Below are 23,723 nucleotides of genomic sequence, written 5' to 3' on the forward strand. Positions count from 1 at the left end.
TCTTAGGGTCTCGTCATTCCATTCGGATTGGGCGCGCTTTTGTTACCTGCCTTGTTGGTACCCGTCTTGTTGGTACCATTCTTGGGCGCAGGCCGGTCGAGGCGGCGCAGCGCCGACCGCAGGTCGTCAATCATGGTCGCAAAGTCGCGGGTCAGCGCGTCACGACGGCCGACTAGCACATAATCATGGTGCGGCCGCATGAATACGGCATCGACCCGTCTTATCACTTCGCGAAGCCGGCGGCGGATGCGGTTACGCTCGGTCGCGGTGCCGTTCTTCTTGGTGACGGTATAGCCGACGCGGATCGGGCCCTGATCGTCGCGGCGGCGGCCCTGCAGCACAAAAGCTGCGGTATTCGCCCGTGCGCCATTGGCAACGGCGAGGAAATCCGCCCGCTGCCTTAGCCGATCCATAATGGGTATCTCCGGAGAGGAGACGTCCGGGCTCAGGCGCTCAGGCGCTTGCGGCCACGCGCGCGGCGCGCAGCGAGGACCTTGCGGCCGCCGGCCGTGGCGAGACGGGCGCGGAAGCCGTGACGGCGCTTGCGCACCAGTTTGCTGGGTTGATAAGTCCGCTTCACGGGTAATTCTCCGCTGACCGGGCAATTTGCCGTTGTATTGAGATGGAGTCCGATGATGCTGGCGGGCCCAAGCGAGCCGTTTACGGCCCCAAATGAGCCGCCCCCGGTCAAGAACCGGGCCATCGCGGACAGTTGGCGCGGCTTATAAGGGAGCGCCCTGTTTTCGTCAATGTCACAGGGCGTCGCAAAGAGGCTTCTTTGAAACGTCGCAATTGGGGCGAATATAACTGTTTTCGCGGGGTTTTTGACGGTGAGGAGCGCTTTGGGGCGTTTGGGGAACCGCCGACATTAGCGATCCGTAATTTGACCGGCTTGGGGGCCGGGCCGCATCTTCCGACCCCTAAGCCAAACAAGGCCTTATCTTGTGGCTCTAACTGACGATCAGGCGACCGCACAGAAGCAGCGGCCCAAGCCGCCCCTTCGGCTCGGGCTGTCGGGCAAGCTTTTGCTGCTGACGATCCCCCTGGTGATGATCGCCGGGCTCCTGATCTACGTGCCGGCCATCGCCAACTTCCGGATGAACCGGCTCAATGACCGCCTGGCGGCCGCCAACACCGCGGCGCTGGTGCTCGATGCCGCCCCCTCCGGCCTGGTGCCGGATTCGCTGGCGCGGCAGATCCTGACCAGCATCGGCGCCCGCGCCGTCGCCATCAAGCTCGGGCAGCAGCGCCGCCTGCTCGCCAGCGCCGACCTGCCGGCCGCGATCGACCATGATGTCGACATGCGGGCCATGACGGTGTGGTCGGCGATCGTCGATGCCTTCGAGATCATGCTCGAACACGGTGACCAGACCATCCGCGTGGTCGGACCCGCGCCGGGCCAGGCGCAATTCATCGAGGTCGTGATCGACGAGAAGCCGTTGCGGCAGGCGATGTACCGCTTCTCGCGCAACGTCCTGGTGGTCGCGCTCCTGATCGCCGGCCTGACCGCCGGCCTGGTCTATCTGGCGCTGCATTATCTGTTCGTCCGTCCGATGCGGCGGCTGACCGCGAGCCTGGTCGGCTTCCACGAGAATCCGGAGAGTTCGGCGCGAATCATCGTGCCCAGCCAGCGCGGCGACGAGATCGGCGTTGCCGAGCGCGAGCTGTCGGACATGCAGCGCGACCTCGTCTCGATGCTGCATCAGAAGAGCCGGCTTGCCGCGCTCGGGCTCGCCGTCTCCAAGATCAATCACGACCTGCGCAATTTGCTGGCGTCCTCGCAACTGCTGTCGGACCAGCTCGCCAGCGTGCCCGATCCGCGGGTGCAGCGCTTCGCGCCGAAACTGCTGCGCTCGCTGGAGCGCGCCATCGCCTTCTGCCAGTCGACCTTGTCCTATGGACGCGCGCAGGAGGCGGCGCCCGACCGCCGCGTGATCATGGTGGAGCCTGCGGTTGCCGAGGTGCGGGAATCGGCCGGACTTGCGACCGATGTCTCGATCACCTGGATCAGTGCGATTGAGCGCGGCCTCACCATCGACGCCGACCCGGACCAGCTGTTCCGCGTGCTGCTCAACCTGGTGCGCAACGCGACCCAGGCCCTGGAGAGCCGGCAGGACAGCGATGGCGGTGCCCAGCAGATCCGCATCACCGGCCGCCGCGAGGGGACGGTTGCGATCATCGAGGTCTCCGACACCGGCCCCGGCGTTCCGGCCAAGGCGCGCGAGCACCTGTTCGAGGCGTTCCAGACCTCCGGCCGCCCCGGCGGCAGCGGGCTGGGCCTTGCGATCGCCGCCGAGCTGATCCGTGCCCATGGCGGCCATATCCATCTGGTCGAGGGCACCATCGGCGCCACGTTCCAGATCTCGATCCCGGATCGCCCGGTGGAACTGCTGTCGGTTCGCAGCGAGCGGGCGAGGGCGTGAGGCCATTCCGGTAACCCAGGGCGGCTAAAACCGCGGCCGAAATTGGCGCTTGCAGACCTTGCCAACCGGACCGGGAGCCTGTAGCTAGAGCGCTCTTTCGCGACGTTCCGGGGCTCCCGGAGCCGTGCGGGCTTTAGGCCCACCTGCGAAAATGCGCCCGTAGCTCAGCTGGATAGAGCATCAGACTACGAATCTGAGGGTCGGACGTTCGAATCGTTCCGGGCGCGCCATTCGGCTTTGTTTTCATTGAAGTTTCGCGTTGCGTGTCGCGCTCGCTTCTGGCCGGAGCGGGAGCGACGCCGTTGACCGCCGGCGCCCGGCTTGGCGCGACGATCAAATACTTGTGCGACGCAGTATGATTTTATTGCATTGCAACAAAATGGGGCTACGTGTGCTGCTCGAGTCCTATCGAGGAGCCTTCAAGTGACCAAGATTTCTCTATCCATCGTAGCCGCCACCCTCGCGATCGCGAGCGCGACCGTCGCATCCGCTGCGGAACGTCCGACTTTCGAAGCCGCGGGCCTGCCGATCTCGCCGGTGCAGGCCGGTGTGCTTGGCGCCGCCAATGTCCACGAGCAGGCGCCGATAGCCGCGACGTCGGCAACTCCGCATCAGCTCAGTGTTCTGACACCGCGAAGCAAGATCACGACCGCGCGGGCTTCTGTCCGGACGGACCGCGCGTTGCACTGACTGGCACGGCTGGTCCAACTCCAGAAAGCCCGCGACCACGTCGCGGGCTTTCTCATATGTGAGGTGTGCAACGGCTGCCTCCGCCCTCGCTCGCACGCTTGGACAGCCGCAAGGCCTCGATATTGTCGACTTACGAACGCTATCGACGCAGGTGATGGCGAGGGCCATCCCGTAGAAACCCTGCTTGCGCTCGTCCGACCGTTGAGAAAAAATAAGGCCTTTTAGGCTATAGGCGACAGAACGTTTTATTCATTTTGTCCGTCCATTTGAACCGGCGGGTCATCTCTCATGTCGAGTGAGATCTCAGACGCCATTTTCCTGGCGGCGGTGTATCTGGGTGTCGTTTACAGTACACGCATCCTCGAGACGTGGTGGCCGATTGCAGACGTTCCCGGCTCCGAGTTTCGTGATGATTGGTTAGCTGTCATCGTGAGCATCGGATTGGAGAACCTGCTCGCTCCGATCGCGGCCATCAGCGTGGGCATCATCGCGAGCTATACCGGGCTTGGCTGGATCAAGTTACCGACCGAGGGTTACTGGTGGTACGCCTCTCTCGCGTTCGTCGTGGTGGCACTCGATCTCTACAAGTACACGTTCCATCGTCTTCAGCACGCGATCCCGTTCCTTTGGGCGATGCACTCGTTCCATCACAGCGCGAATGCCCTGACGTTCATTACCGCCGGCCGACATTTCTGGCTGGAGAGAGTGCTGTCTGACGCCTTTCTTCCAATTCTGGCGATCCTGTTTCGGGTCCCGCCGGATATGGCGGTTGCCGCGGGATTTATCTTCTTCGTCCCCGATGCGTGTGCGCATCTCAACGTCCGCATCCCGCTCGGCCGTTTCGTGACATGGGTCAACAACCCGCAATGGCACCGGATCCATCACTCGGTCCATCCCGAGCACCGGGACAAGAATTTTGCTGCGTTCTTTCCGCTGCTGGACATTCTGTTCGGCACGGCGTGGGTGCCGAAGCCGGACGAGTATCCTGCGACAGGACTTGTGCCTGCCGAACGGGTGGACATCATCAACAGCGTGATCTGGCCGATCCGGCATCTTCGGCATGGGGAGTCAAAGAATGAACTGGGTTAAAGGTATCCTGCTGTTCTTCGCCTTGCTGCTGGGCTACGCCGACCTCGTGTCGACGAATCTGATTTTGACTCTCGGACTGGGCGAGTTGAACCCGTTCATGCATCTGGCTCAGACATGGTTCGGCGTATGGTGGCTGGTCCCCAAGCTCGGTTTGACGTTCCTCATCACGTGGCTGCTTTGGCGCAGCAACAACGTCTACAACATCGCTCTCGTCGTCGCCTTCTGCTGTACGCCTGTCCTGAATAATCTTGTCATCATCGCGGGTACGAACTGAGCCGGCCGCTTCGTCTCATTGCCGGAACCGGCGAAGCTCTTCTGTCGTCCGGCGCATGTTGCTGCAAGCACGATGAAACAGAACCGCGCGCGGCGCGGGACATGAGTTCGGGTATTTTAGAACGATAAGAGTTTTTCCATGGGTGATATTGAGGGGGTACAACCTTGTCCGCCCGGCCCGGTTTCGGCACTGGCCGCGCGCGCTTTCCCTCACCAATACTCTGAAGCCGCAGAGGCCAGGAGCCTCTGGATCATCATCGCGGCGCTCACCGGAGTTGCCGCCGCCGGGCTCGTTCTGTCGGGACTTCGGGTCTCATTCAACCCTGTGATCGTCGTCGGCTTCCTGGCATTGGTCGGCCTCAATCTGGTCTACACCAGGATCAGGCCCAACAGACGCATCGCGTCATTTGCCCTCACCTGCGCGCAACTGGTTGCGTTCACCAATGTCGGAACGGTTCTCAGCTATCTTGCTGCCTCCGCCGCATTTCCGCTGGTCGACAACGCGCTCGCGGCGGCCGATTCCGCGATCGGCTTCGATTGGCTCGCATTCTTCAACTGGGTGAAACTGGGGCATCCTAACATCGGTTGGGCGCTCGATATCATCTACGATACGCTCTTCATTCAATTCGGCGTCCTGCTTGTTGTGCTGAACACGGTCGGAAAGCTCGAAAGGGCAAGAGAGCTCGCCTGGCTCTTTGTGATCACGCTGCTGATGATCCTTCCGTTGTCGATGGTGCTGCCCGCAGAGGGAGCCTGGGCACATTACGGTGTGTCACATTTGACGAGCGCCTATTACCTGGCTGACTTCTATGCGATCCGCGACGGATCCATGAGAGTCATCGATCTGTCCAGGATCAACGGCATCATTCAATTTCCTTCGTTCCATGCAGCGCTTGCACTGATCCTCATCCTGTCGAGCCGGGGCACTTTCCTGTTCGTCGTCTTTCTCCCGCTCAACGTTCTCATCATCGTATCGGCGCTGACCGCCGGCGGTCACCATCTGAGCGATATTGTCGTCGGGCTGGCCACCGTGCCTGCGGCCATGCTGGTGTTGCGGGCGCGCAAACTTTCGTCCTAGAGCAGCTTCGGTTCTGATTGAATCGGAACCGAAGCTCTGGATTCTTGTCTTGACGCGTTTTCTTCACGCGAACCGGCGTCCACTTCGCTCGAAAACGCTCTCGCTCGCAGAACCTGGCCGCCCTGTCCGGCGACAAACACTCTGGAATGACGGATGATCGCGTCCAGCGGTTGGGAGATCGAGTGATGTCGGACAGGACCGTGCTCGCCTGCATCGTCGGTAGTGCCCTGATCCTGGGGCCCCTGGGTGCGACCGTGCATGCGCAGACGCCATCGAGCTGCAAGGAGCCGCGGGCGGGCACCAGCCGCGTCCCGATGCTGTCGCCGCCGCTCGCCAATGTGGTGACGGGCAAGGGACGGCTGCAATTCTACTCGGCGCCGAATCTTCACTGCCCGATCGGCGGCGTGTTCGTCATTCCGAATGACGAGCTCGTCGCCTATGCCCAAACCGATGATGGCTGGTCGTCGGTGATGTATCTCAATCCGGGGACGGGCAACGACGTGTCGGGTTGGGTGAGGTCGGCGAGACTGAAGGTAACCGGGACCATCGCTCCAAAGTAGCACGTGACCGGGATCGCAGCGGATGCTGCATGACAGCGATCGGCGAGCCGGCCGCGACGCATGGGCGTTGAGGCCTCAATGGATCGCCGCATACATGATCTTCTCCTCGGTGGCTTCGATCGCGGAGAATTCCTCGACCACCTTGCCCTGGCGCGAGACCAGGATGCGGTCGGAGAGGGCCATGATCTCGGGCAGATAGGATGAGATCACCACCACCGCCTTGCCCTCATCGGCGAGCTGGTTGATCAGCTCGTGGATCTCGACAATGGCGCCGACGTCGACGCCGCGCGTCGGCTCGTCGAAGATGATCAACTCGGGCTCCTGCACCAGCGACTTGGCGATCACCACCTTCTGCTGATTGCCGCCCGAGAGCTCGACCACCTTGGCTTCGTCGCCGATGGCGCGGACCTTGAGCCGCTGCGTCCAGGTCTTGCCCACCGTGTTGGTCTCGCGCCGCGACAGCATCATCCGGCCGGCGGGAAACTTCGAGAGCAGGCCGAGATAGATGTTGCGGGCGATCGAGGCGGTCTCGAAGAAGCCCTCGACCTTGCGATCCTCGGTCACATAGGCGATGCCGGCTTTGACCGCCGGCGCCGGAACCCGGTAGCGCACCGGCTTGTCATGCAGCAGGATCTCGCCGCCATGGAAGAAGTCGCGCTTCAATACGCCGGATACGATCTTGAAAGTTTCGGTGCGGCCCGCGCCGACCAGGCCGAACACGCCGGTGATCTGCCCGGCAAACACCGACAGCGAATTGTTCTTCACCATCGGCGCCATTTTGAGATTCTGCACCGTGAGCACACGCGCGCCGGCGGGCCGGACGCTGGACTTCCTGGCGCCGTAGAGCGTGTTGGAGAGGTCGCGTCCGACCATCGCCTGCACGATCGCGGCGCGGTCGAATTTCGCCGCATCGTCGGTGACGACGTGCCTGCCGTCGCGCAGCACGGTGATCCGATCGGCAAGCAGCAGGGCCTCTTCCAGCGCGTGCGAGATGAAGATGATCGAGACGCCGCGCTTCTTGAGGTCACGGACGAGGTCGAAGAAATACTTCTTCTCTTCCGGCGTCAGTGACGCGGTCGGCTCGTCGAAGATGATGACCTTGGCCTTGTGCAGGACCGCGCGCGCGATCTCCACCATTTGCTTCTTGGCCGCGCCGAGCCCGCCCACGGTCGCGGTCGGCGTCACGTCGAAATTGAGCGACTGCAGGAATTGCTGGGCGGCGATGTAGATGCCGCGCAGCCGGTTGTAGAACTTTTCCTGCCCGAGAAACAGGTTCTGCGCCACGGTCATGGTCGGCACTAGGCTGTTCTCCTGGAACACCATGGCGATGCCGAGATTGCGGGCCTCGAGCGGCGTGCGCGGCGCGACGTCGGAGCCGTCGACCGTCATGCTACCCGACGTCAATGTCACGACGCCGGCCATCACCTTGGTCAGCGTCGACTTGCCGGCGCCGTTCTCGCCGACCAGCGCGTGGATCTCGCCGCGGCGCAGGTCGAAGTCGACGCCCTCGATGGCGGGCACGCCGGCGTAGAGCTTGGTGGCCTTGCGCAGGGACAGCACGGTGTCGCTCATGAGCCTGTCTCCTCGGCAAGCCCGGCGAGGGGCAGTTTCAGCACGCGGCCCGGTCCCTTGGCGATCAGCACAAGGTCGCTGCCCAGCTCGAGCGCTGCGACGACGCCGTGATTGACGCCGTCGACCCGGCTATGCAGCGAATAGAGCGGCTTGCCGTCTTCGCCGAGCCGGATCACGAGGCCGTAGGAGCGCGGCGGCGCCCACGGCTTGATGACGCCCATCGTCTTGATGTGCGCGCCCTGCATCGGCTCCTTGAACGAGAAGCCCGAGCGCAGCCGCGGCGCCACCCAATAGGCCGGGTCGATTTCGGCCATCATGCGGCGCCGGTAGGCCGGCTCGCGCAGCACGAACTCGATCAGCTGGGTACGCGCGGTGAACGCGGTGAGCCAATAGCCGCCGCCCGCGGCCTTCGACAGCCGCGACGGATACACGGGCAGGTGGCCGAGCATGATCTGCGGCGCCCTGCCGTCTGCGATGAGGACGAGACGATGCCGCCAGCTCTCGCTGACCAGGATTCCATCGCCGCGCGCGCAGACGCCGAACGCGTAGCCGAGTTTTGATGCCAGCGGCTTCACCGAGCGGGTCCTGGGATCGAGCCGGAACACGCGGCCGCTCCGGTTGAGCTCCATCAGGTCGCGCGCCCAATCGTCGACGCCGCATGTTGTCGAGCCGTCGGTCGCGATCAAGCCTCCATCGTCCGCCGGCGATAGTGCGTTGATCGCATTGAAGGCGGCGTCGCTGAACGTCACGCTTGGCTCGCCCGATGAGGGATTGGCGTAGAGGCGCACCTCGCGGCCGCCGAGTGCGACTGCGATGCCGCCGTCGGTGAGCATGCAGAGCGCCGAGATCGGCTGCTCGAAGCTGCGCAGCTCGGTCGCGGTACTGCCGTCGAGCCGCAGCAGGCGCCGTCCGTCGGCGACATAGAGGTTGCGGCCATCGGTTGCGAGATCCTCGGGCGCCTCGCATTCCAGCAGGGTGGTCGCGGCCTCCAGCTTCTGGTTCGGCTTGAGCGCGCCGTCGAACGACGGCACGGTGATGGTGGCCTCGCCGCGGCCGAGGAAGCGGTTGGCGAATTCCCTGACGGCCGCGATCACGACGCTTTCCCCCAGCGCTTGTCATACTGCACGAAGTTCGGATCCGCGTTCTCCAGTCTGTACCGGCCGATCCGGTTGTTCATGATGCCGCCGAGATAGAGATAGCCGCGATGCTCGCGCATCGAGGTGATCATCGGGTGGTTCTCGCCGCGCAGGTCCCAGAACGATTCGAGGATCTTGCCCTGCTCGTTGAACTTGACGACGCAGCCGGTGTTGATGTTCGGGAACAGCCATTCGTCGACCGGGACGCGCTTCGCCATGCGGCGGCGGAAGCCCGGCATCTTCCAGGCGAGGTCGAGCGAGGGGCTGCGCATGCCGACCAGCGCCAGCCAGTAATTGCCGTCGGAGGCGAGGTTGATGTTATCAGGGTAGCCCGGCAGATTGTCCATCACCACCTCGACCTGGCCTTTCTTCGGCCCTGCGAACCACAGCCGCTTGATCGAGCAGCCGAAGGTTTCGGCGAACAGGATCGACTGGCCGTCGCTGGCGACGCAGATGCCGTTGGGGAATTTGAGGCCGCGCAGCGCCGTATGCGTGGCACCGGTCTTGGTGTCGTAGCAGATGATGCGGCCATTGCCGCGCGCCTCGAGGCCGTCGATCGGCCATTCGTCCATCTCGTAGCGCACCGTGGCTTCCGAGAAGAAGATCAGGCCGTCGTCGGTGATGTCGAGGTCGTCGGCGAGCCGCAAACGGCTGTCGTCATTCACCGAATGCATGCTGCGATTGGTCTCGTCGGTCGCCTTCTCCACGGTGCCGTCGGGCGTGATCCGGTACAGGCCCATGCCGCCGATGCAGACATAGAGATTGTCTTGCCGGTCGAACGCCATGCCGAGCGGCTGACCGCCGATATGAGCGAACACCTCCATGCGCTGATAGTCGGGCGCGAAGAAGCGCATGATGTCGCCGTGGCGCGAGCCGGCGTAGAGATTGTTGTTGCGGTCGAGGATCACGTCCTCCGGCGCCTCGATGCGGCCGAGGCCGATCAGTTCGACGTCGCGCAGCTTGTCGTTCTGCTCGAACGGGCCGCCCTGGCCGATCTCGGTGGCCGGGGGCGGCGGCAGCGCGTGATAGGTCGGCGCGACATAGACCTTGCTGATGATGCGGGTGCGGTTCTTCTGCCAGCGGATGTCGACCATCGCGGCGATCAGCAGGATGCCTGCGAGCGCCATGCGGTTGATGCCGCCGCGCGCATTGAGCGTGGTCAGGCCGTTGGTAATCAGGAGCACGATCAGCACGCCGACCAGCGATTTGGCGACCGAGCCCTTGCCGCCGCCGAGCGTGATGCCGCCGAGCACGGTCGCGGTCAGCACGATCACCTCGAGGCCGACGCCGATGTCGCCGCCGACGGTGCCGAGCCTGGCTGCGAAGAACAGCGCGGCGATGCTGGTCAGCACGCCGCTCGCGACGTAACAGAGCGCGATGGTGCGGCGAACCGGAATCCCGGAATTGTAGGCCGACCGGCGCGAGCCGCCGATCGCGGTGATGTGCCAGCCTGGGCGCAGCCGCGTCATGAAGATATGGCCGAAGATCGCGATCGCGATATAGACCAGCGCGACGCTCGGAACGCCGAACACGTCGCCGCCGCCGATGAAATTCCAGGACGGGATGTCGGGAAAGGCCGCGGCGATCGAATTGGAGTAGCGCTGGATCAGGAGGTCGAACGCCGAGCGGTAGATGATCAGGGTGATCAGCGTAGTGATGAAGGCGCGTAGCCTCAAGTATCCGATCAGGACGCCGTTGACGGCGCCGAGCAATGCGCCGCAGGCGAGGGTGGCGATCACCACCGCAGGTACCGGCCAGTTCAGCACGTCGAGCAGATAGAGCGCGCAGAAATCCGTCAGCGCGAAGATCGAGCCGACCGACAGATCGATGCCGCCGACGATGACGACCAGCGCCATGCCGAGCCCGATGAAGCCGATCTCGCCGGCCTGCCGCGCGGTGTCGGCAAGGCTCGCCGGCGACAGGAAGTGATCGATGGAGCGGCTGAGCGCGAAGCCGACGATCAACAGCAGGATCACCGGAATAGCGGTCTCGGTCCAACGCTTCGACAGGATCTCGCCGAGGAGATGATCCGGCCAATAGCGGTAACGCAGGCTCGTCAGGGTATCGCGCATCGGCATTCCAGCAAGGCGTTCGATTTCGGGAGATGAACGTCCCGGGCGGGATGCACCCGGGACGTTCAGCGGGAAATGGCCGGGCTATTTCTTCAGGTCACTGAGATTCCAGCACGCGGTCTGGCTGTCCGCGTTCTCCTTGGTGATCGGAATCAGCGTCGTGTATTCCGAACCCTTGATCGAACCAGCCTTGGCGCCCGACGACAGCAGCCATTTGATGGTGCCTGCCATCTGCGCGGCCTGGGTCGGCACGTCGTAGCTCAGGTTGAGGTCGAAGGCGCCGGACTTCACGAGCTCGCAGGCGCCCTTGCGCTCGCCGCCGCCGGAGGTTGCGACGAACACCTTGCCGGTCAGACCGGCTTCCTTCACCGCCGCCGCGGTGCCGATGTCCATGCCGTCCCAGAAGCCGACGATGCCGCAGAGATCGGGATTCTGCTTCAGCACCGTCTGGGTGATCGCCTTGGCCTTCGCCGCATCCCAGTCGGCGGCCTGGCTCGAGACCACCTTGATCTCCGGATGCTTGGCGAGCACGTTCTCGACGCCCTTGAGCGTGTAGGCGCTGGCGGCGGCCGACAGCGCGCCCTGCACGATGGCGATTTTGTTCGACTTGCCCTGGCAGGCCTTGACCACGGCTTCAGTGTCCTTCTCGCCGATCTCGATCCAGTTGGCGCCGACGAAGGCCGAAGAGCGATAGGCCGATCCCATGTTGATCTGGATGACGTAGATGCCCTCGTTCTCGGCGCGCTGCAGCAGCTTGGCGTAGGTCTGCACGTCCGGATTGTGGATCACCATCACGGCCGGCTTCTCCGAGATCAGCGAGGTCACCGCCTGCGCGCCGGCATTGGTGTTCCAGTTGGGATCGCGGATCTCGAACTTGACGCCGAGGGGCTCGAGCTCCTTCTTCATGCCGGCGTACCAACCCTCGGTGAGGTCGAAGTTCATGGCGACCGGAACGTAGGCCACCGTCTTGCCGGCGAGCGCCTCCTTGAACGGCTTCTGGAACGGCTCGTCCAGGCCCTGCTGGGCCAGAGCCGGGGCGGCGGTGGCCGCGAGCCCGAGTGCTGCGGCGATTACCTTTGCAGTCCTGACAGCGTACTTCATTGCTTCCTCCTTGGTCGTGATTGATCGTTCTTCGATTTGGTTCAGATGTCGCCCTGCTGTGCCGTTTCTTCGTTGCGCGGATTCAGGAATGAATCCGTGATGACGGCGAGCAGCAGGACGACGCCCTTGACGAGGTTTTGTCCGGCGTAGGAGATGTCCATGATGGTCATACCGTTCAGCATGGTGCCGATCAGCAGCGTTCCGATGATGACGTTGAGCACGCCGCCGCGACCGCCCGACAGCCCGATGCCGCCGAGCACGACGACGAGAATGACGTCGTAGATCAAGGTCGAATTGAAGACCCGGGTCGGCATCGAGTTGACCGACGCCGCCATCACCAGGCCTGCGAAGCAGCCGATCAGGGCCGCGACGACATATTGCAGCACGATGATCGGCCGCGAGGGGATGCCGGTGACGCGGGCCGCATAGGGATTGTCGCCGATCGCGTAGATATAGGCACCCCAGCGTGTCTGGCGCAGCAGGAAGGCGACCATCACGCAGGCGATCGCGAACATCACGATCGATGTCGGGATACCGGCGATGGTGCCTTGTCCGAGCCGCTCGAATCCCTTCATGCCGTCGCTCCACTGCACGACGTCGAGTTGAAACAGCGCGGCCTGTCCGAGGCCGGCGAGCAGCAGGCCGGTCGCCAGCGTCGCAAACAGCGACGGCACCTCGGCGTAGGCGATCAGCCAGCCATTGACCAGGCCGAACGCGATCGTGAGCAGCACGGCCGTCAGCAGCGAGGCCGGCAGCGAATGGCCGTTCTGCACCATTTGCAGCACGAGCCCCGGAGGCACCGCGAGGGCTGCGATCAGCGAGATGTCGATGCCGCGGCCGATCACGACCAGCGCCATGGCAAGCCCGAGGATGCCGAGCACCGCCACGTTCTGCAGCAGCGTCAGCATGTTCTCCGGCGTCAGAAAGCCGCGCAGGAAAATCGAGAACGCCAGGAACAGCACGGCGAATACGGCGAAGACGATCTCCTGTTGATTAAACCGCAATCGCTTCATTGCCTCGTCCTTCCTGCTTCTATGGCTGCGCCGCCGGCCTGGATCTCGTGCGCGAGCCGGTCGCGACGCGGCCGGGCCGCGTCCTGCCGGCGACCGCGGCGTCGACGAAGGCGCCGACGGCGTTGATGTAGGCCTCGATCGAGGTGCCGCGTCGGCGGTACTTCGCGCGCTTGACGTACCAGTCCTGCAGCAGCGGCTTGATCAGCGAGGCCGTCAGCGTGACCTGGTCGATGGCGAACACCCCGCTGGCGACGCCCTGCTTCAGGACGTCGGCGATGATCTTCTCGGTCATCACCTCCATCTCGATGGCGCGCTGGCGCTCCGCGGGCGGAAACGATTTTGCTTCCATGAAGGAGAATACGAACCAGGGCTGCATCGCCTCGCTCATGCGAACATGGGTGGCGATGATCCAGTGCAGGTGCTTGCGCGCATCCTGCTTCACGCTGGCGGGCGGAGCGGTGAGGACCTCGGCGGCCGTTTCGGCGACCTCGCCGAGGATCATCGAGAGCAGCGTCGGCTTGCTGTCGAAATAGGTATAGAGGCCGCCCATGCTGAGGCCGGAGGCCTCCGCGAGCTGGCGTAGTGTGGTGGCGTGAAAGCCGTGCTTGTTGGAAAGCGTGAGCGTGGCGCCGATGATGCGCGTGAGGTTCGGAACGGCGAGATGCGGCTTCTGGACCCGGACGGAATCCCGATGACGTTCGAGGATGCGTGCGCAAAGCACGTCCATCGCGAACGCATTCGTCCCCGGCCGCTGACGCGCGAGACCCACGTTGCCTCCCTGGCTATGTCCCCGGACCGCTTCATCTGGTTGCCGGTCCGGGCCGGGCTTTGCGCCCTTGCTTAATTCCTAGCCCACGAACTGCCGTTCGGAAAAGGGGGATGATCAATTTTTCTGAGAGAGCGCTCGCTCGTTTTTTGACCCGCGCCGTTCTGCTTGCCCTGCGCCCGGTGCCGCTCCGGCGCGGTTCGGGAACTTTTCGCGCTGAAAGGTCAGCACAAATTCCGGGCACTCCGGCCGACCAGGTTGCCGGTTAGACGGCCGTCACATTCCAGATATAAGAACGCAGGCTCGCTGGCTGGAAGGCCAACCCGCACAGACATAGACATGCTGGCCGAATTTCACCCACGGTCACTTTGGGCCGAAGCAAGGTTATGACGGCAGTTGGATCACATGGTGCACGCGCGGGCGCTGCGATCGGCGCTGACGCTCCGGGAGCCTCCGCAACGTTGCGGTATCTGTTCGGGATTTGTGCTGCGCTCCTGATCGGCAGCATCTGCGCGGTTGCCGCGCAGCAGCGCGACACCGTCGCGGCATCCGCAGCGATCGAATTCAACATCCCGGCCCAGCAGCTTGCGAGCGCACTGCAGGCTTATGGCGAACGAACCGGCGTTCAGGTGCTCTATGAGAGCAATTCTGCGACGGGACGGAAGTCGACGTCGGTCGAAGGCAGCCTCACGCCCGAGGATGCATTGAATCTGCTGCTGACGGGAACCGACCTGAAGGTCCAGTACATTCGTCCGGATGCCATCACGCTTGCTTCGCGCGCCGTGCGCGCCGACCATCCGCCGGCGAGCCCGCTTGCGACCGCGGATCTGTCGCTCGGCACGTTGCAGGTGCGGGCGAGCAGTGACGGCAACGACACCGGCGCGCTGCGCGACTACAGCGAAAGCCTGCAACTCGACCTTCAAAAGGCGCTGCAGAAGAATATCGGGTCTCGCGGCGGCAGCTATCAGCTCATTGTCGATCTGTGGATCGACCCCTCGCGCACGATCCAGCGAACCCAGCTGTTGCGCTCGACCGGCGATCAGAAGCGCGATGCCGCCGTCACCGCGGCGCTGCAAGGATTGACCGTCAGCCGAACGACGCCCGCGAATGCGTCGCAGCCGGTGCGGATCGCGATCCGGGTGAAGTCGTTCCAATGAGTGCCAACGACACCAGCGGAGCGGATGGGGTGCGCGACGCAAGTCCGATGACGCTGCTGTTTCATCCCGAGGATCCGGGCGCGTGGACCTCGGGCGAGGTGCTGCGTCTGCTCCTGGTGCCGGCGATCGCAGCCCTGTTGTTCGTCGGGGGAATCTACTGGATCCGGCTGCAGCCGCCGGCTGGACCGGCAAGCCGGGAGCAGAGCTCGATCGTCCAGGTTCGGTTGCTGCCGAGCCCGTCGCCTGCGCCGATTCCGGTTGCGCCGGTGTCGCAGCCGCAAACCGCGACCGTCGCCAGCCGGACCGACGTGTCACCGGAGAACTCCGAACCGCCGCTCGACAATCTGACCGCGGCCGCGGCGCGGGAGCCGATGCCGGCGGAGCCGGCCGTGCCGAGCTTGCGTCCGACGCCGTCGCCCGCCGATGCGCCGCCCAACAGTGCCGCCGTGAAATTTCAGCAGGCGCTGCTTCGTCATGTGGCACGCTACCAGCGCTATCCGAACGCGGCGCGGCTCGGTCGGCTGCACGGGGCGGTCGAGACGCTGTTCTCCATGCAGCGGGACGGCACCCTGCTCGAGGTCTGGGTCAAGACCAGCTCCGGGCAGGCCGTGCTCGACAAGGCTGCGGTGGACGCGATCCGGCGGGCGCAGCCGCTGCCGTCGATCCCGTCGGCGCTGCCCGACCGGCTCAATATTCAGATCACCCTGGTCTTCGACCCAGCCTGATTCCGATGCGTGGTCCCGTTCGGCTTCGCAGGCGCGAGCGGCAGTTCATTGCTTGGATGTGACCGCGATGCACCAGCTTCCGTGTCGTTCGGTGTCGACTTGTTGCCGTCATAAATGTGTTGTGCGTGGCCGTTACGAGATGGGCAGCTTCAAGAACAATTCAATCTGGATATCGGGCTGGTGTCTGGGAGGCCGCGGAACGTGGCTGAAATCAATCGAGTGCGGCTGCGGGGCCAGCTTGCAGATAATTACGACGGCCTCGTCAAGAAATTGACCCGCCGTCTGGGATCGTCGGACTTCGCCTACGAAGCCCTGCACGAGACGTTCCTGCGGCTGGAGCGGGTCACTGACGCGGTGCCGATCCGCAGCCCCGCCGACTATATCTTTCGTATCGCGATCAACATCGCCAGGGATCGCCAGAAGGCGCAGAATCTCCGCGTCAGCGCGGCCGAAATCGATTCATTGCTCGACGTCAGCGACGACGGACCGAGCCCGGCGCGAATCGTCGAGGCGCGCTCCGATATCGATGCTTTCAAGCGTGCCTTGGCCGAATTGCCGCAGCGGCCGCGCGATGTTCTTTATAGCATTACGATCGAGGGACGGACGCCGAGCGATGTGGCGACCCGCCTCGGTGTCAGCGTGCGAACGGTGGAAAGCGATTTGAAGTTGGCTCTGAGCCATTGTGCCGATTGCCTCGATTATACTCTGATCCGTCGTCTCGGCGGTCCTCGTCCCCGTTCGTGATCGAATTCGCCGTGGCCGCGACGCGCGCCGTCACGCGCAGCGGGCCGTCGAAATTTGTTGCAGGAATTATTTCCAACAACTGCAGGCGCTTGACCTGAAATAAGGGGGCACAAGCTGCAGGATTTTCAACCTCTGTTCTGCGGGATAGCGGGCTTTCCGTCGTCTATAGGGTAGAGAGCGATCTCATAAGGACCGTTTGGGTGCCTGGGAAAGGTTCGCTGGAAGTGTTGAGCAGCTTGAAAACACGTTCAGACCTGATCGGCCCGGCATGCGATCATCGCGCCGCCTTCCGGCGTGCGATGCGGCGCAAGCTGCGGTTGCCGGATGTTTCTGCTTGCGTTGTGCGCAACGGCCGATTGCGGTGCCCTGCTGCCGTCGGAATCGTCTATATAGCGACCTTCGCTATGTGCTCGACGCGATCGGGAGGTTGAGGTTTGGCGAGCAGGGTGATGAGCAATCTGTCGTGACCGAGCCGACCCGCACTTCCGGGCCCGATCCGTTGCTGGATGAGGCGCTTGACTGGGTTGTTCGGCTGAAAGCCGGCGCGCCGACGCGCGCCGACGTCGACGCATTGCAACGCTGGCGCGCGCAAAGTCCCGACCACGAGGATGCCTTCAGGGCGGCTGCCCGGCTGCTCCGCAGCGCCAGCGCTGCGGCAAAGGAACTCGCCGATGAGCAGGCGGCAACGGCCTCCGTGGTGGTGTTGCCGCCCCGGCCATCACGCCTCTTGACGCGTCGCATCGTGCTCGGCGGTGCGATCGCAGCCGCGGCCGGCTACGTGATGATCCGCCCGCCACTCGACATGTGGCCGTCGATCGAAGAGCTCTCGGCCGACTACCGAACCGGAAAGGGCGAGCAGCGCAAGGTGATGCTGGCGCCCGACATCTCGGTTGAATTGAACACCCAGACCAGCCTGGCGCTGCGGCCCACCCCGAACGAAACTCGGGTCGAGTTGATTTCGGGCGAGGCCTCGGTGATCGCCCGCAGGTCGTCGTCGACGCCGCTGGTGATGCTGGCGCGCGATGGGCGCATCAGCGCGCTGCAGGCCGATTTCAACGCGCGCTGCCTCGATGGCGTCGTCTCGGTGACATGCCTCGACGGCATCGTCACCGTCGAGCAGGACGGCCGTTCCGTGCAGCTTCGCAAGGCGGAGCAGGTCACCTACTCGCCCGCGGGCCTGCAGGCATCGCTTCCGGTCGACGCCAGGCAGGTTGCGGCGTGGCAGACCGGATTGTTGATCTTCCGCGACCGGCCGCTGGCGAGCGTCGTCGACGAAGTGAACCGGTATCGCGCCGGAAAGATCATCATTACCAACGCGGAACTGAAACGCCGGCTCGTCAACGGCACATTCCAGGTCGACAAGCTCGACAATTTCGTCGCCCAGGTCGAGCAACTGTTCGGCGCGCGGATCACGTCGTTGCCTGGCGGCGTGGTGCTGATGAGCTGACCTGGAGCGTTTTCGCGCGAAGCCTGTCCCGCACTTGATGCGGGATGGATACCGGTTCGCGTGAAGGAAACGCGTCAAAAAGATCTGGAGCCCCGTTCCGCTTCGATCGTAGCGGGGGCTCTCATCGAACGAATCGACGCCGCGCGCTCGATTTCCTAACAAACCAAAAATTTCTTTTGCGCTGCCGCAGATTCTTTTGCGGGTTTGCATCCGCCCAGACGTCTTCTGAGTAAGGCGTCGTCATCGCGGGCTTCCTGTCGCGATGGCGCGCGTCTGCGCGAAGTAAGTGGGACGTCTGTGCGTAGTCGAAGAGATCATTGGGCTATTGGGCATCGTCAGCGATGCCGGATCGGGTTGCGCGTGTCAGCTGCGGCACTCACCGTGGTTGGCTCCGTAGCAGCCATCGTTCCGGCGCGCGCGGCGAAGGAAGCAGCGAAAGATGCGGCTGCGGCCGCAGCGCCGGCGGCGGACAAGCAGCAGGCGAATGCGCCGGCGCAAAAGCCGTCGGCGCCGCTGCAGCGCTTCGACATCGACGACTTTGCCGTGCAGGGTGCCGACAGGCTGCCTCAGGTCGAGATCGAGGAGGCGATCTATCCCTTCCTTGGTCCGAACAAGACCTCGGAGGATGTCGAGAAGGCGCGCGCCGCGCTGGAGAAGACGTATCACGACAAGGGCTTCCAGACCGTCAGCGTCGCGGTCCCGCAGCAGAACGTGACGGGCGGCGTGGTCACCCTCAAGGTGACCGAGCTGAAGGTCGGGCGGCTGCGGGTGAAGAACTCGCGTTATTTCGATCTCGACCGGATCAAGGACAGCGCGCCTTCGCTGAAGGAAGGCACCGTTCCCAATTTCGGTGACGTCACCAAGGACATCGTGTCGCTCAATCAGTGGCCGGATCGCCGTGTGACTCCGGCGCTGCGCGCCGGCGTGGCGCCGGGCACCGTCGACGTCGATCTCAATGTCGAGGACAAGGCGCCGTTCCACGCCAGCCTCGAAGCCAACAACCGGCAGTCGCCGTCCACCACGGCGAGCCGCGTCTCCGCCACCGTGCATTACGACAATCTGTGGCAGCTCGGCCATTCCCTGAGCTTCACCTATCAGGTCGCGCCGGAGCGCCCGAGCGATGCCGAGGTGTTCTCCGGCTCGTATATGGCGCGGATACCGAACGCCGATTGGCTCAATTTGCTGTTCTACAGCGTCAAGTCGAACAGCAATGTCGCGACGATCGGCGGCACCAACGTGGTCGGTCCCGGCACGATCATCGGCGAGCGCGCCGTGATCACGCTGCCGACGCGCGAGGGCCTGTTCCACACGCTGTCGGTCGGCATGGACTACAAGCATTTCGACCAGACCGTGAAGCTCGGCACCGACGGGTTCTCGTCGCCTGTCACTTATTATCCCGTTGTCGCGACCTATGGGGCGACGTTCCAGGAAGAGAAGTTCACGACGCAGTTCAATGCCGGCGTCACCTACAACATCCGGACGCTGAGCAGCCCGTGGGACGAGTTCGACGCGAAGCGCTTCAAGGCTTCGCCGAGCTTCACCCACCTCAACCTCGACGTCTCGCATACCCAGGAGCTGCCGGAAGGCTTCCAGCTCTACGGCAAGGTGCAGGGGCAGATTGCCGACGGCCCGCTGGTCTCGAGCGAGCAGTTCAGCCTCGGCGGTCTCGATACCGTTCGCGGCTACCTCGAGTCCGAGGTGCTCGGCGACAACGGCGCGGTCGCCAATCTCGAGCTGCGCACGCCCAATGTCGGCGGCATGCTGCAAGGCGAGCTCAAGAGCGAAACCGGCGACGGCAAGCCGCGCTTCGTCACTTTCAACGATTGGCGCTTCTTCACGTTCTTCGATGGCGGATACACGGCCATTCAGCAGCCGCTGCCCGGCCAGGAGTCGTCATTCGTCGCATGGAGCTACGGCGTCGGCACGCGATTCAAAACCTTCGATTACTTCAACGGCATGGTCGCGTTCTCCGTGCCGGGGGTTACTCAAGCATACACGCACGCAAACAGTCCGCGCGTGAACTTCCGAATCTGGGGTGAATTCTGATGGGGATGGGTCTTACTCTCGAGCGTCGCACGCGCCGGCCGGCGCTGCGCCGAGGCGTTGCGAACATCGCGACGGCATTGTTGTTCGGGCTCGTCGCCCTGCTGACGACGCTCGCGCCGGCCAATGCGTGGTGGAACGACGAATGGTCGCTGCGCAAGAAGATCACGGTCGACGTCAGCGCGTCGGGTGCCAACGTCACCGATCCGATCGGTGCAACGGCGGTGCTGGTGCGGCTGCATGTCGGCAACTTCCGCTTCAGCGCGGCGAAGGACGACGGCAGCGATCTGCGGTTCGTCGCCGGTGACGACAAGACGCCGCTGAAGCATCACATCGAGAAGTTCGATTCGCTGCTCGGCGAAGGCCTGGTCTGGGTCGCAGTGCCGAATATCGCACCGGGCGCGCGGACCGATATCTGGCTCTATTACGGCAACAAGAAAGCGCTCGCGACCAACGATCCCAAGGGCACCTACGATCCGGATACGTTGACGGTCTATCACTTCAACGAGCGCGGCACGCCGGCGATCGATTCCTCGGTGTGGGCCAACAACGCCCAAAGCGTCGGCCAGCCGGCGGACGGTTCGCTGATCGGGACCGGCTTGCGGCTCGACGGCCGCACGCCGGTAACCGTGCCGGCCTCGCCGTCGCTGGCATCGCCGGATGGTGCCGCGCTGACGTGGTCGGCCTGGATCAAACCGGCCGCCTTGCAGCCCAACGCTGCGCTGTTCAGCCGGCGTGACGGCGCCAACGCACTGGTGGTCGGTGTCGACAATGGCAGCCCGTTCGTCGAAGTCACCAATGCGGGCTCCGTGCAGCGCTCGAGTGCCGGAGCACCGGTGGCGGCCGGCAGCTGGCATCATGTCGCCGTCGTTGCCGGAAACGGACAGGTCACGCTCTATCTCGACGGCGTATCCTACGCCGCGCTCAGCGCGAGCCTGCCGGCCCTCAACACCGTTGGCCTGATCGGAGGAGACTCGTCGACCTCCAGTGCGTCTCCGATCGCGCCTGCGACGGCCCCGTCCGCAGCAACACCATCAGTGCCCCCTGATGCGTCGGCTGCGGACGGTGGCGCCGCGCCCGCGGCGACGCCGGATGCGGCGGCAACGCCGGCACCCGCGCCTGCGCCTGTAGCCGCCGCGATGGCCGGCTTCGTCGGCGACATTGACGAGCTGCAGATCAGCAAGGTCGCGCGCCCCGCCGGACTCATCAAGGTGATGGCGATCGGGCAGGGTCCCGACCAGGCCAAGTTGATGGCATTCAGCGTTGATGAGGAGACCGCAAGCTGGCTGTCCGGCTACTTCGCGGTGATCCTGAAGTCGGTGACGCTCGACGGCTGGGTGGTGATCGGCATTCTGCTGATCATGGCCGCGATCAGCTGGGTGGTGATGTTCGACAGAGCCTCGTATCTCAGCAAGCAGGCCAAGGCGAATGCCCAGTTCATGAAGGGGTTCCGCGAGATCGCGGCCGATCTCACCATGCTGGATCGCGGCGATGCGGACGATATCTCGACGCTGGGCGGACGCCTCACCGAAGCCGACGCCAAGATGATGCGCTCGTCCTCGCTCTACCGCATCTACCACATCGGCGCTGCGGAAATCCGCCACCGCTTCAACAACTCGCAGCGCGCTCCGGTGCTGTCGGCGGTCTCGATCGCGGCGATCCGCGCCGCGCTCGATAGCGGCGTCGTCAAGGAGATGCAGCGCCTCAACCGCCTGATGGTGGTGCTGACCATCGCGATCTCCGGCGGACCGTTCCTCGGCCTGCTCGGCACCGTGGTCGGCGTCATGATCACCTTTGCGGCGATCGCGGCGAGCGGTGACGTCAACGTCAACGCGATCGCGCCCGGCATCGCTGCGGCGCTGGTCGCAACCGTCGCCGGTCTCGGCGTCGCGATCCCGGCGTTGTTCGGCTACAACTACCTGATCTCCCGGATCAAGGACCTGACCAACGACATTCAGGTCTTCGTCGACGAGTTCGTGACCAAGATGGCGGAATTCTATTCCGCCGACCGGCCGGACCCGATCGAACGCCGCATCGCCGCGGAGTAATTGCGATGCAGATCCAGGCCGACTCCAAGCCCTATGACGACATCAACATCACGCCGATGTTGGACCTCGCCTACGTGCTGCTGGTGATCTTCATCATCATGACGACGGCGACCGTGCAGGGTCAGAAGGTCAATCTGCCGAAGGCCTCGGCGGCGCCGAGCCTTGCGACCCAGACCACCAAAGCGATCACTGTCGCCAATGACGGCAAGATCTTCCTCGACACGATTCCGGTGACCCTGGCCGAGCTCGAGCAGCGGTTGATCCAGCAGAAGGCGCTGACGCCGGAATTTCCCGTGGTGCTGCGCGGCGATGCGCAGGCGCAGTACCAGAGCGTGATGGACGTGTTCGATCTGCTCAGCCGTATCGGCCTGAGCCAGGTCGGGCTCGCCACCAAGCCGCTCGTGAAGTGAGCCAGCCGGGAAGCGACGCCATGATCACGCAGCCAGCACCTTTCCCACATACCGAGCGCAGGACGCTGCGGTCATGGCTGAGCGGCATGATGCGATCATTCGATCACGGCTGCGGTGCCGCGGACGTCACGCGCGCCGACACCCTGTCGCAGGTGTCGATCCGCGCCGGTATTGGCGCGGAGCTCCCCGCGTTGCCGGTCGCCCCGGTGGGGCGCGAAGAGCCGCGCGGCGAGGTGGTGGCATTTCCCGTTCATGGCGAGGCCCTGCTGGTCAAGCTCGCGGATGTGCTGCGCCGGCACGTCGCAGGCCGCGAGCCCGCTGACAACCCGCTGCGGCTGACGATCTCGCGATGTCCGTGGGCCCGCCTGTCGATCGACGCGATGGCCTATGTCGACTTTTTGAGCGAGGTTGAGACCTTTCACGCAGCGATCGAAGCAGGCCCCGACACCAAGGTCATCCTGAAGACCACGGACTTCGACGCGCTCGCCAGCTTCGTCATGCAATATGTCAATGACAGGCTGCTCGATCGCGCCTCGGTGGAGGCCGCGCCATGAACGCGCCGATGCGAGACCAGAACGCGCGTGCCGCGCCGTCAGCCGACGATCACGATGTTGCCGTCGCGCCCGCAACGGCCGCGGCGCCGCCGACGGCCGCCCGCAACACGGCCGCTCGGAAGGCCGAGCGCAGTGCAGTGCTGCGTTACGGTGCTGTGGTGGCGGTGGTCGCGCTGTTCCTTGGCGGGATCGTCTACTTCTTTCTCGGTCACGACGATCTGCCGCCGCCGCGTCAGGTGCGCGATCTCACCATTGTCAATGTGACGCTGCCGCCGCCACCTCCGCCTCCGCCGCCACAGCCGCAGCCCGAACAGAAGATGATCGAGCAGCCCAAGATGGCGGAGCCCGAGTTCAAGGAAGAGAAGCCGGTCGACAAGCCGAAGGACGAGCCGGCCAAGGACGCCAAGAACGACGAGCCGCCCGGTCCGCTGTCGCTCGATGCCAAGCCGACCGGACCCGGTGATCTGTTCAATCTCGGCGGCAAGCCCGGCGGCAACCCGTATGGCGGAGGCGGCGGCGGTGGCAGCCGCTGGGGTTGGTACACCACGATCATCACCTCGCAGGTCGAGGCGGCAATCCGCGCCAATCCGAAGACCCGCAACATGGCGACGCAGATCCAGGTGCGGCTGTGGGTGGATGGCTCCGGCCACGTCACCCGCGTCGTCCTGACGCCGTCCTCCGGCAATCCGGAGATCGATGCGGCGCTTCGCAACGAGGTGATCGGCAGCCTGACGCTGCGCGAGCCACCGCCCAAGGACATGCCGATGCCTGTGGTCACGCGCGTCACCGCGCGACGGCCGAGCTGACGAGACGACTGACGAA

Annotated in this window: 23 protein-coding genes and 1 tRNA gene; 16 read left to right on the plus strand and 8 right to left on the minus strand. The window is 64.2% G+C overall.

Features of this window, described 5'->3' with window-relative positions:
- Positions 1-2: 2 nt before the first annotated feature.
- On the minus strand, positions 3-413 hold the full coding sequence (gene rnpA, locus Q0030_RS14775; protein ID WP_298368127.1) for a ribonuclease P protein component: 411 nt from the start codon (positions 411-413) through the stop codon (positions 3-5).
- A gap of 32 nt (positions 414-445) precedes the next feature.
- A complete protein-coding gene (rpmH, locus tag Q0030_RS14780; RefSeq protein ID WP_008542748.1) occupies positions 446-580 on the minus strand; it encodes a 50S ribosomal protein L34 in 135 nt (44 codons plus the stop codon).
- Positions 581-944: 364 nt separating this feature from the next.
- Here rpmH and Q0030_RS14785 point away from each other — a divergent pair, with 364 nt between their 5' ends.
- From Q0030_RS14785 to Q0030_RS14815, 7 genes are all read left to right on the plus strand, one after another.
- On the plus strand, positions 945-2,423 hold the full coding sequence (locus Q0030_RS14785; RefSeq protein WP_176534089.1) for a HAMP domain-containing sensor histidine kinase: 1,479 nt from the start codon (positions 945-947) through the stop codon (positions 2,421-2,423).
- Between the two features lie 153 nt (positions 2,424-2,576).
- Positions 2,577-2,653 (plus strand) — tRNA-Arg (locus Q0030_RS14790).
- Positions 2,654-2,846: 193 nt separating this feature from the next.
- The gene (locus Q0030_RS14795; protein ID WP_298368169.1) at positions 2,847-3,113 is read left to right on the plus strand and encodes a hypothetical protein; all 267 of its coding nucleotides are present in this window, start codon (positions 2,847-2,849) and stop codon (positions 3,111-3,113) included.
- Between the two features lie 288 nt (positions 3,114-3,401).
- The gene (locus Q0030_RS14800; RefSeq protein WP_298368173.1) at positions 3,402-4,202 is read left to right on the plus strand and encodes a sterol desaturase family protein; all 801 of its coding nucleotides are present in this window, start codon (positions 3,402-3,404) and stop codon (positions 4,200-4,202) included.
- Entirely contained in the window at positions 4,189-4,476 is a 288-nt protein-coding gene (locus Q0030_RS14805; protein ID WP_298368177.1) for a DUF5658 family protein, read from the plus strand. Before Q0030_RS14800 ends, Q0030_RS14805 begins: the two co-directional genes overlap by 14 nt.
- A 138-nt stretch (positions 4,477-4,614) precedes the next feature.
- The gene (locus Q0030_RS14810) at positions 4,615-5,553 is read left to right on the plus strand and encodes a phosphatase PAP2 family protein (protein WP_298368180.1); all 939 of its coding nucleotides are present in this window, start codon (positions 4,615-4,617) and stop codon (positions 5,551-5,553) included.
- A 185-nt stretch (positions 5,554-5,738) separates the two neighbouring features.
- Positions 5,739-6,113 (plus strand): hypothetical protein, encoded by a 375-nt coding sequence (locus tag Q0030_RS14815; RefSeq protein ID WP_298368182.1) that lies wholly within the window; start codon positions 5,739-5,741, stop codon positions 6,111-6,113.
- Between the two features lie 75 nt (positions 6,114-6,188).
- Here the strand turns inward: Q0030_RS14815 and Q0030_RS14820 are convergent, their stop codons facing one another.
- The 6 genes from Q0030_RS14820 to Q0030_RS14845 form a co-directional block, all read right to left on the minus strand.
- The gene (locus tag Q0030_RS14820) at positions 6,189-7,685 is read right to left on the minus strand and encodes a sugar ABC transporter ATP-binding protein (protein ID WP_298368184.1); all 1,497 of its coding nucleotides are present in this window, start codon (positions 7,683-7,685) and stop codon (positions 6,189-6,191) included.
- Positions 7,682-8,779: a hypothetical protein gene (locus Q0030_RS14825; RefSeq protein ID WP_298368187.1), complete on the minus strand. Its 1,098-nt coding sequence runs from the start codon at positions 8,777-8,779 to the stop codon at positions 7,682-7,684. Before Q0030_RS14825 ends, Q0030_RS14820 begins: the two co-directional genes overlap by 4 nt.
- The gene (locus Q0030_RS14830; protein WP_298368189.1) at positions 8,776-10,899 is read right to left on the minus strand and encodes an SMP-30/gluconolactonase/LRE family protein; all 2,124 of its coding nucleotides are present in this window, start codon (positions 10,897-10,899) and stop codon (positions 8,776-8,778) included. The genes Q0030_RS14825 and Q0030_RS14830 overlap by 4 nt, the downstream gene beginning before the upstream one ends.
- 78 nt (positions 10,900-10,977) lie before the next feature.
- Entirely contained in the window at positions 10,978-11,994 is a 1,017-nt protein-coding gene (locus Q0030_RS14835) for a sugar ABC transporter substrate-binding protein (protein WP_298368191.1), read from the minus strand.
- A 41-nt stretch (positions 11,995-12,035) separates the two neighbouring features.
- Positions 12,036-13,007, minus strand: a complete 972-nt coding sequence (locus tag Q0030_RS14840; protein WP_298368193.1) for an ABC transporter permease — start codon at positions 13,005-13,007, stop codon at positions 12,036-12,038.
- 19 nt (positions 13,008-13,026) lie between these two features.
- Complete coding sequence (locus Q0030_RS14845) at positions 13,027-13,734, minus strand: TetR/AcrR family transcriptional regulator (RefSeq protein WP_298368789.1); 708 nt, start codon at positions 13,732-13,734, stop codon at positions 13,027-13,029.
- 500 nt (positions 13,735-14,234) lie between these two features.
- Between Q0030_RS14845 and Q0030_RS14850 the strand changes: the two genes are divergently transcribed.
- The 9 genes from Q0030_RS14850 (at position 14,235) to Q0030_RS14890 (ending at position 23,707) form a co-directional block, all read left to right on the plus strand.
- A complete protein-coding gene (locus Q0030_RS14850; protein ID WP_298368196.1) occupies positions 14,235-14,930 on the plus strand; it encodes an STN domain-containing protein in 696 nt (231 codons plus the stop codon).
- 47 nt (positions 14,931-14,977) lie between these two features.
- The gene (locus tag Q0030_RS14855) at positions 14,978-15,655 is read left to right on the plus strand and encodes an energy transducer TonB (RefSeq protein ID WP_298368198.1); all 678 of its coding nucleotides are present in this window, start codon (positions 14,978-14,980) and stop codon (positions 15,653-15,655) included.
- A 114-nt stretch (positions 15,656-15,769) separates the two neighbouring features.
- The gene (locus Q0030_RS14860) at positions 15,770-16,399 is read left to right on the plus strand and encodes an RNA polymerase sigma factor (protein WP_298368200.1); all 630 of its coding nucleotides are present in this window, start codon (positions 15,770-15,772) and stop codon (positions 16,397-16,399) included.
- A gap of 463 nt (positions 16,400-16,862) precedes the next feature.
- Positions 16,863-17,846 carry a FecR domain-containing protein gene (locus tag Q0030_RS14865; RefSeq protein WP_298368203.1) on the plus strand — a complete coding sequence of 328 codons (984 nt, stop codon included), beginning with the start codon at positions 16,863-16,865 and terminating at the stop codon, positions 17,844-17,846.
- Positions 17,847-18,206: 360 nt separating this feature from the next.
- A complete protein-coding gene (locus Q0030_RS14870) occupies positions 18,207-19,892 on the plus strand; it encodes a ShlB/FhaC/HecB family hemolysin secretion/activation protein (protein WP_298368206.1) in 1,686 nt (561 codons plus the stop codon).
- Positions 19,892-21,937 carry a DUF2341 domain-containing protein gene (locus tag Q0030_RS14875; RefSeq protein WP_298368209.1) on the plus strand — a complete coding sequence of 682 codons (2,046 nt, stop codon included), beginning with the start codon at positions 19,892-19,894 and terminating at the stop codon, positions 21,935-21,937. Before Q0030_RS14870 ends, Q0030_RS14875 begins: the two co-directional genes overlap by 1 nt.
- A 5-nt stretch (positions 21,938-21,942) precedes the next feature.
- On the plus strand, positions 21,943-22,347 hold the full coding sequence (locus Q0030_RS14880; protein WP_092122695.1) for a biopolymer transporter ExbD: 405 nt from the start codon (positions 21,943-21,945) through the stop codon (positions 22,345-22,347).
- Positions 22,348-22,367: 20 nt separating this feature from the next.
- The gene (locus tag Q0030_RS14885) at positions 22,368-22,901 is read left to right on the plus strand and encodes a hypothetical protein (protein ID WP_298368212.1); all 534 of its coding nucleotides are present in this window, start codon (positions 22,368-22,370) and stop codon (positions 22,899-22,901) included.
- On the plus strand, positions 22,898-23,707 hold the full coding sequence (locus tag Q0030_RS14890; RefSeq protein WP_298368214.1) for a TonB C-terminal domain-containing protein: 810 nt from the start codon (positions 22,898-22,900) through the stop codon (positions 23,705-23,707). The genes Q0030_RS14885 and Q0030_RS14890 overlap by 4 nt, the downstream gene beginning before the upstream one ends.
- The last annotated feature ends 16 nt before the right edge of the window (positions 23,708-23,723 follow it).

Origin of the sequence: uncultured Bradyrhizobium sp., assembly GCF_947648125.1 — a bacterium.
Taxonomy (GTDB): Bacteria; Pseudomonadota; Alphaproteobacteria; order Rhizobiales; family Xanthobacteraceae; genus Bradyrhizobium.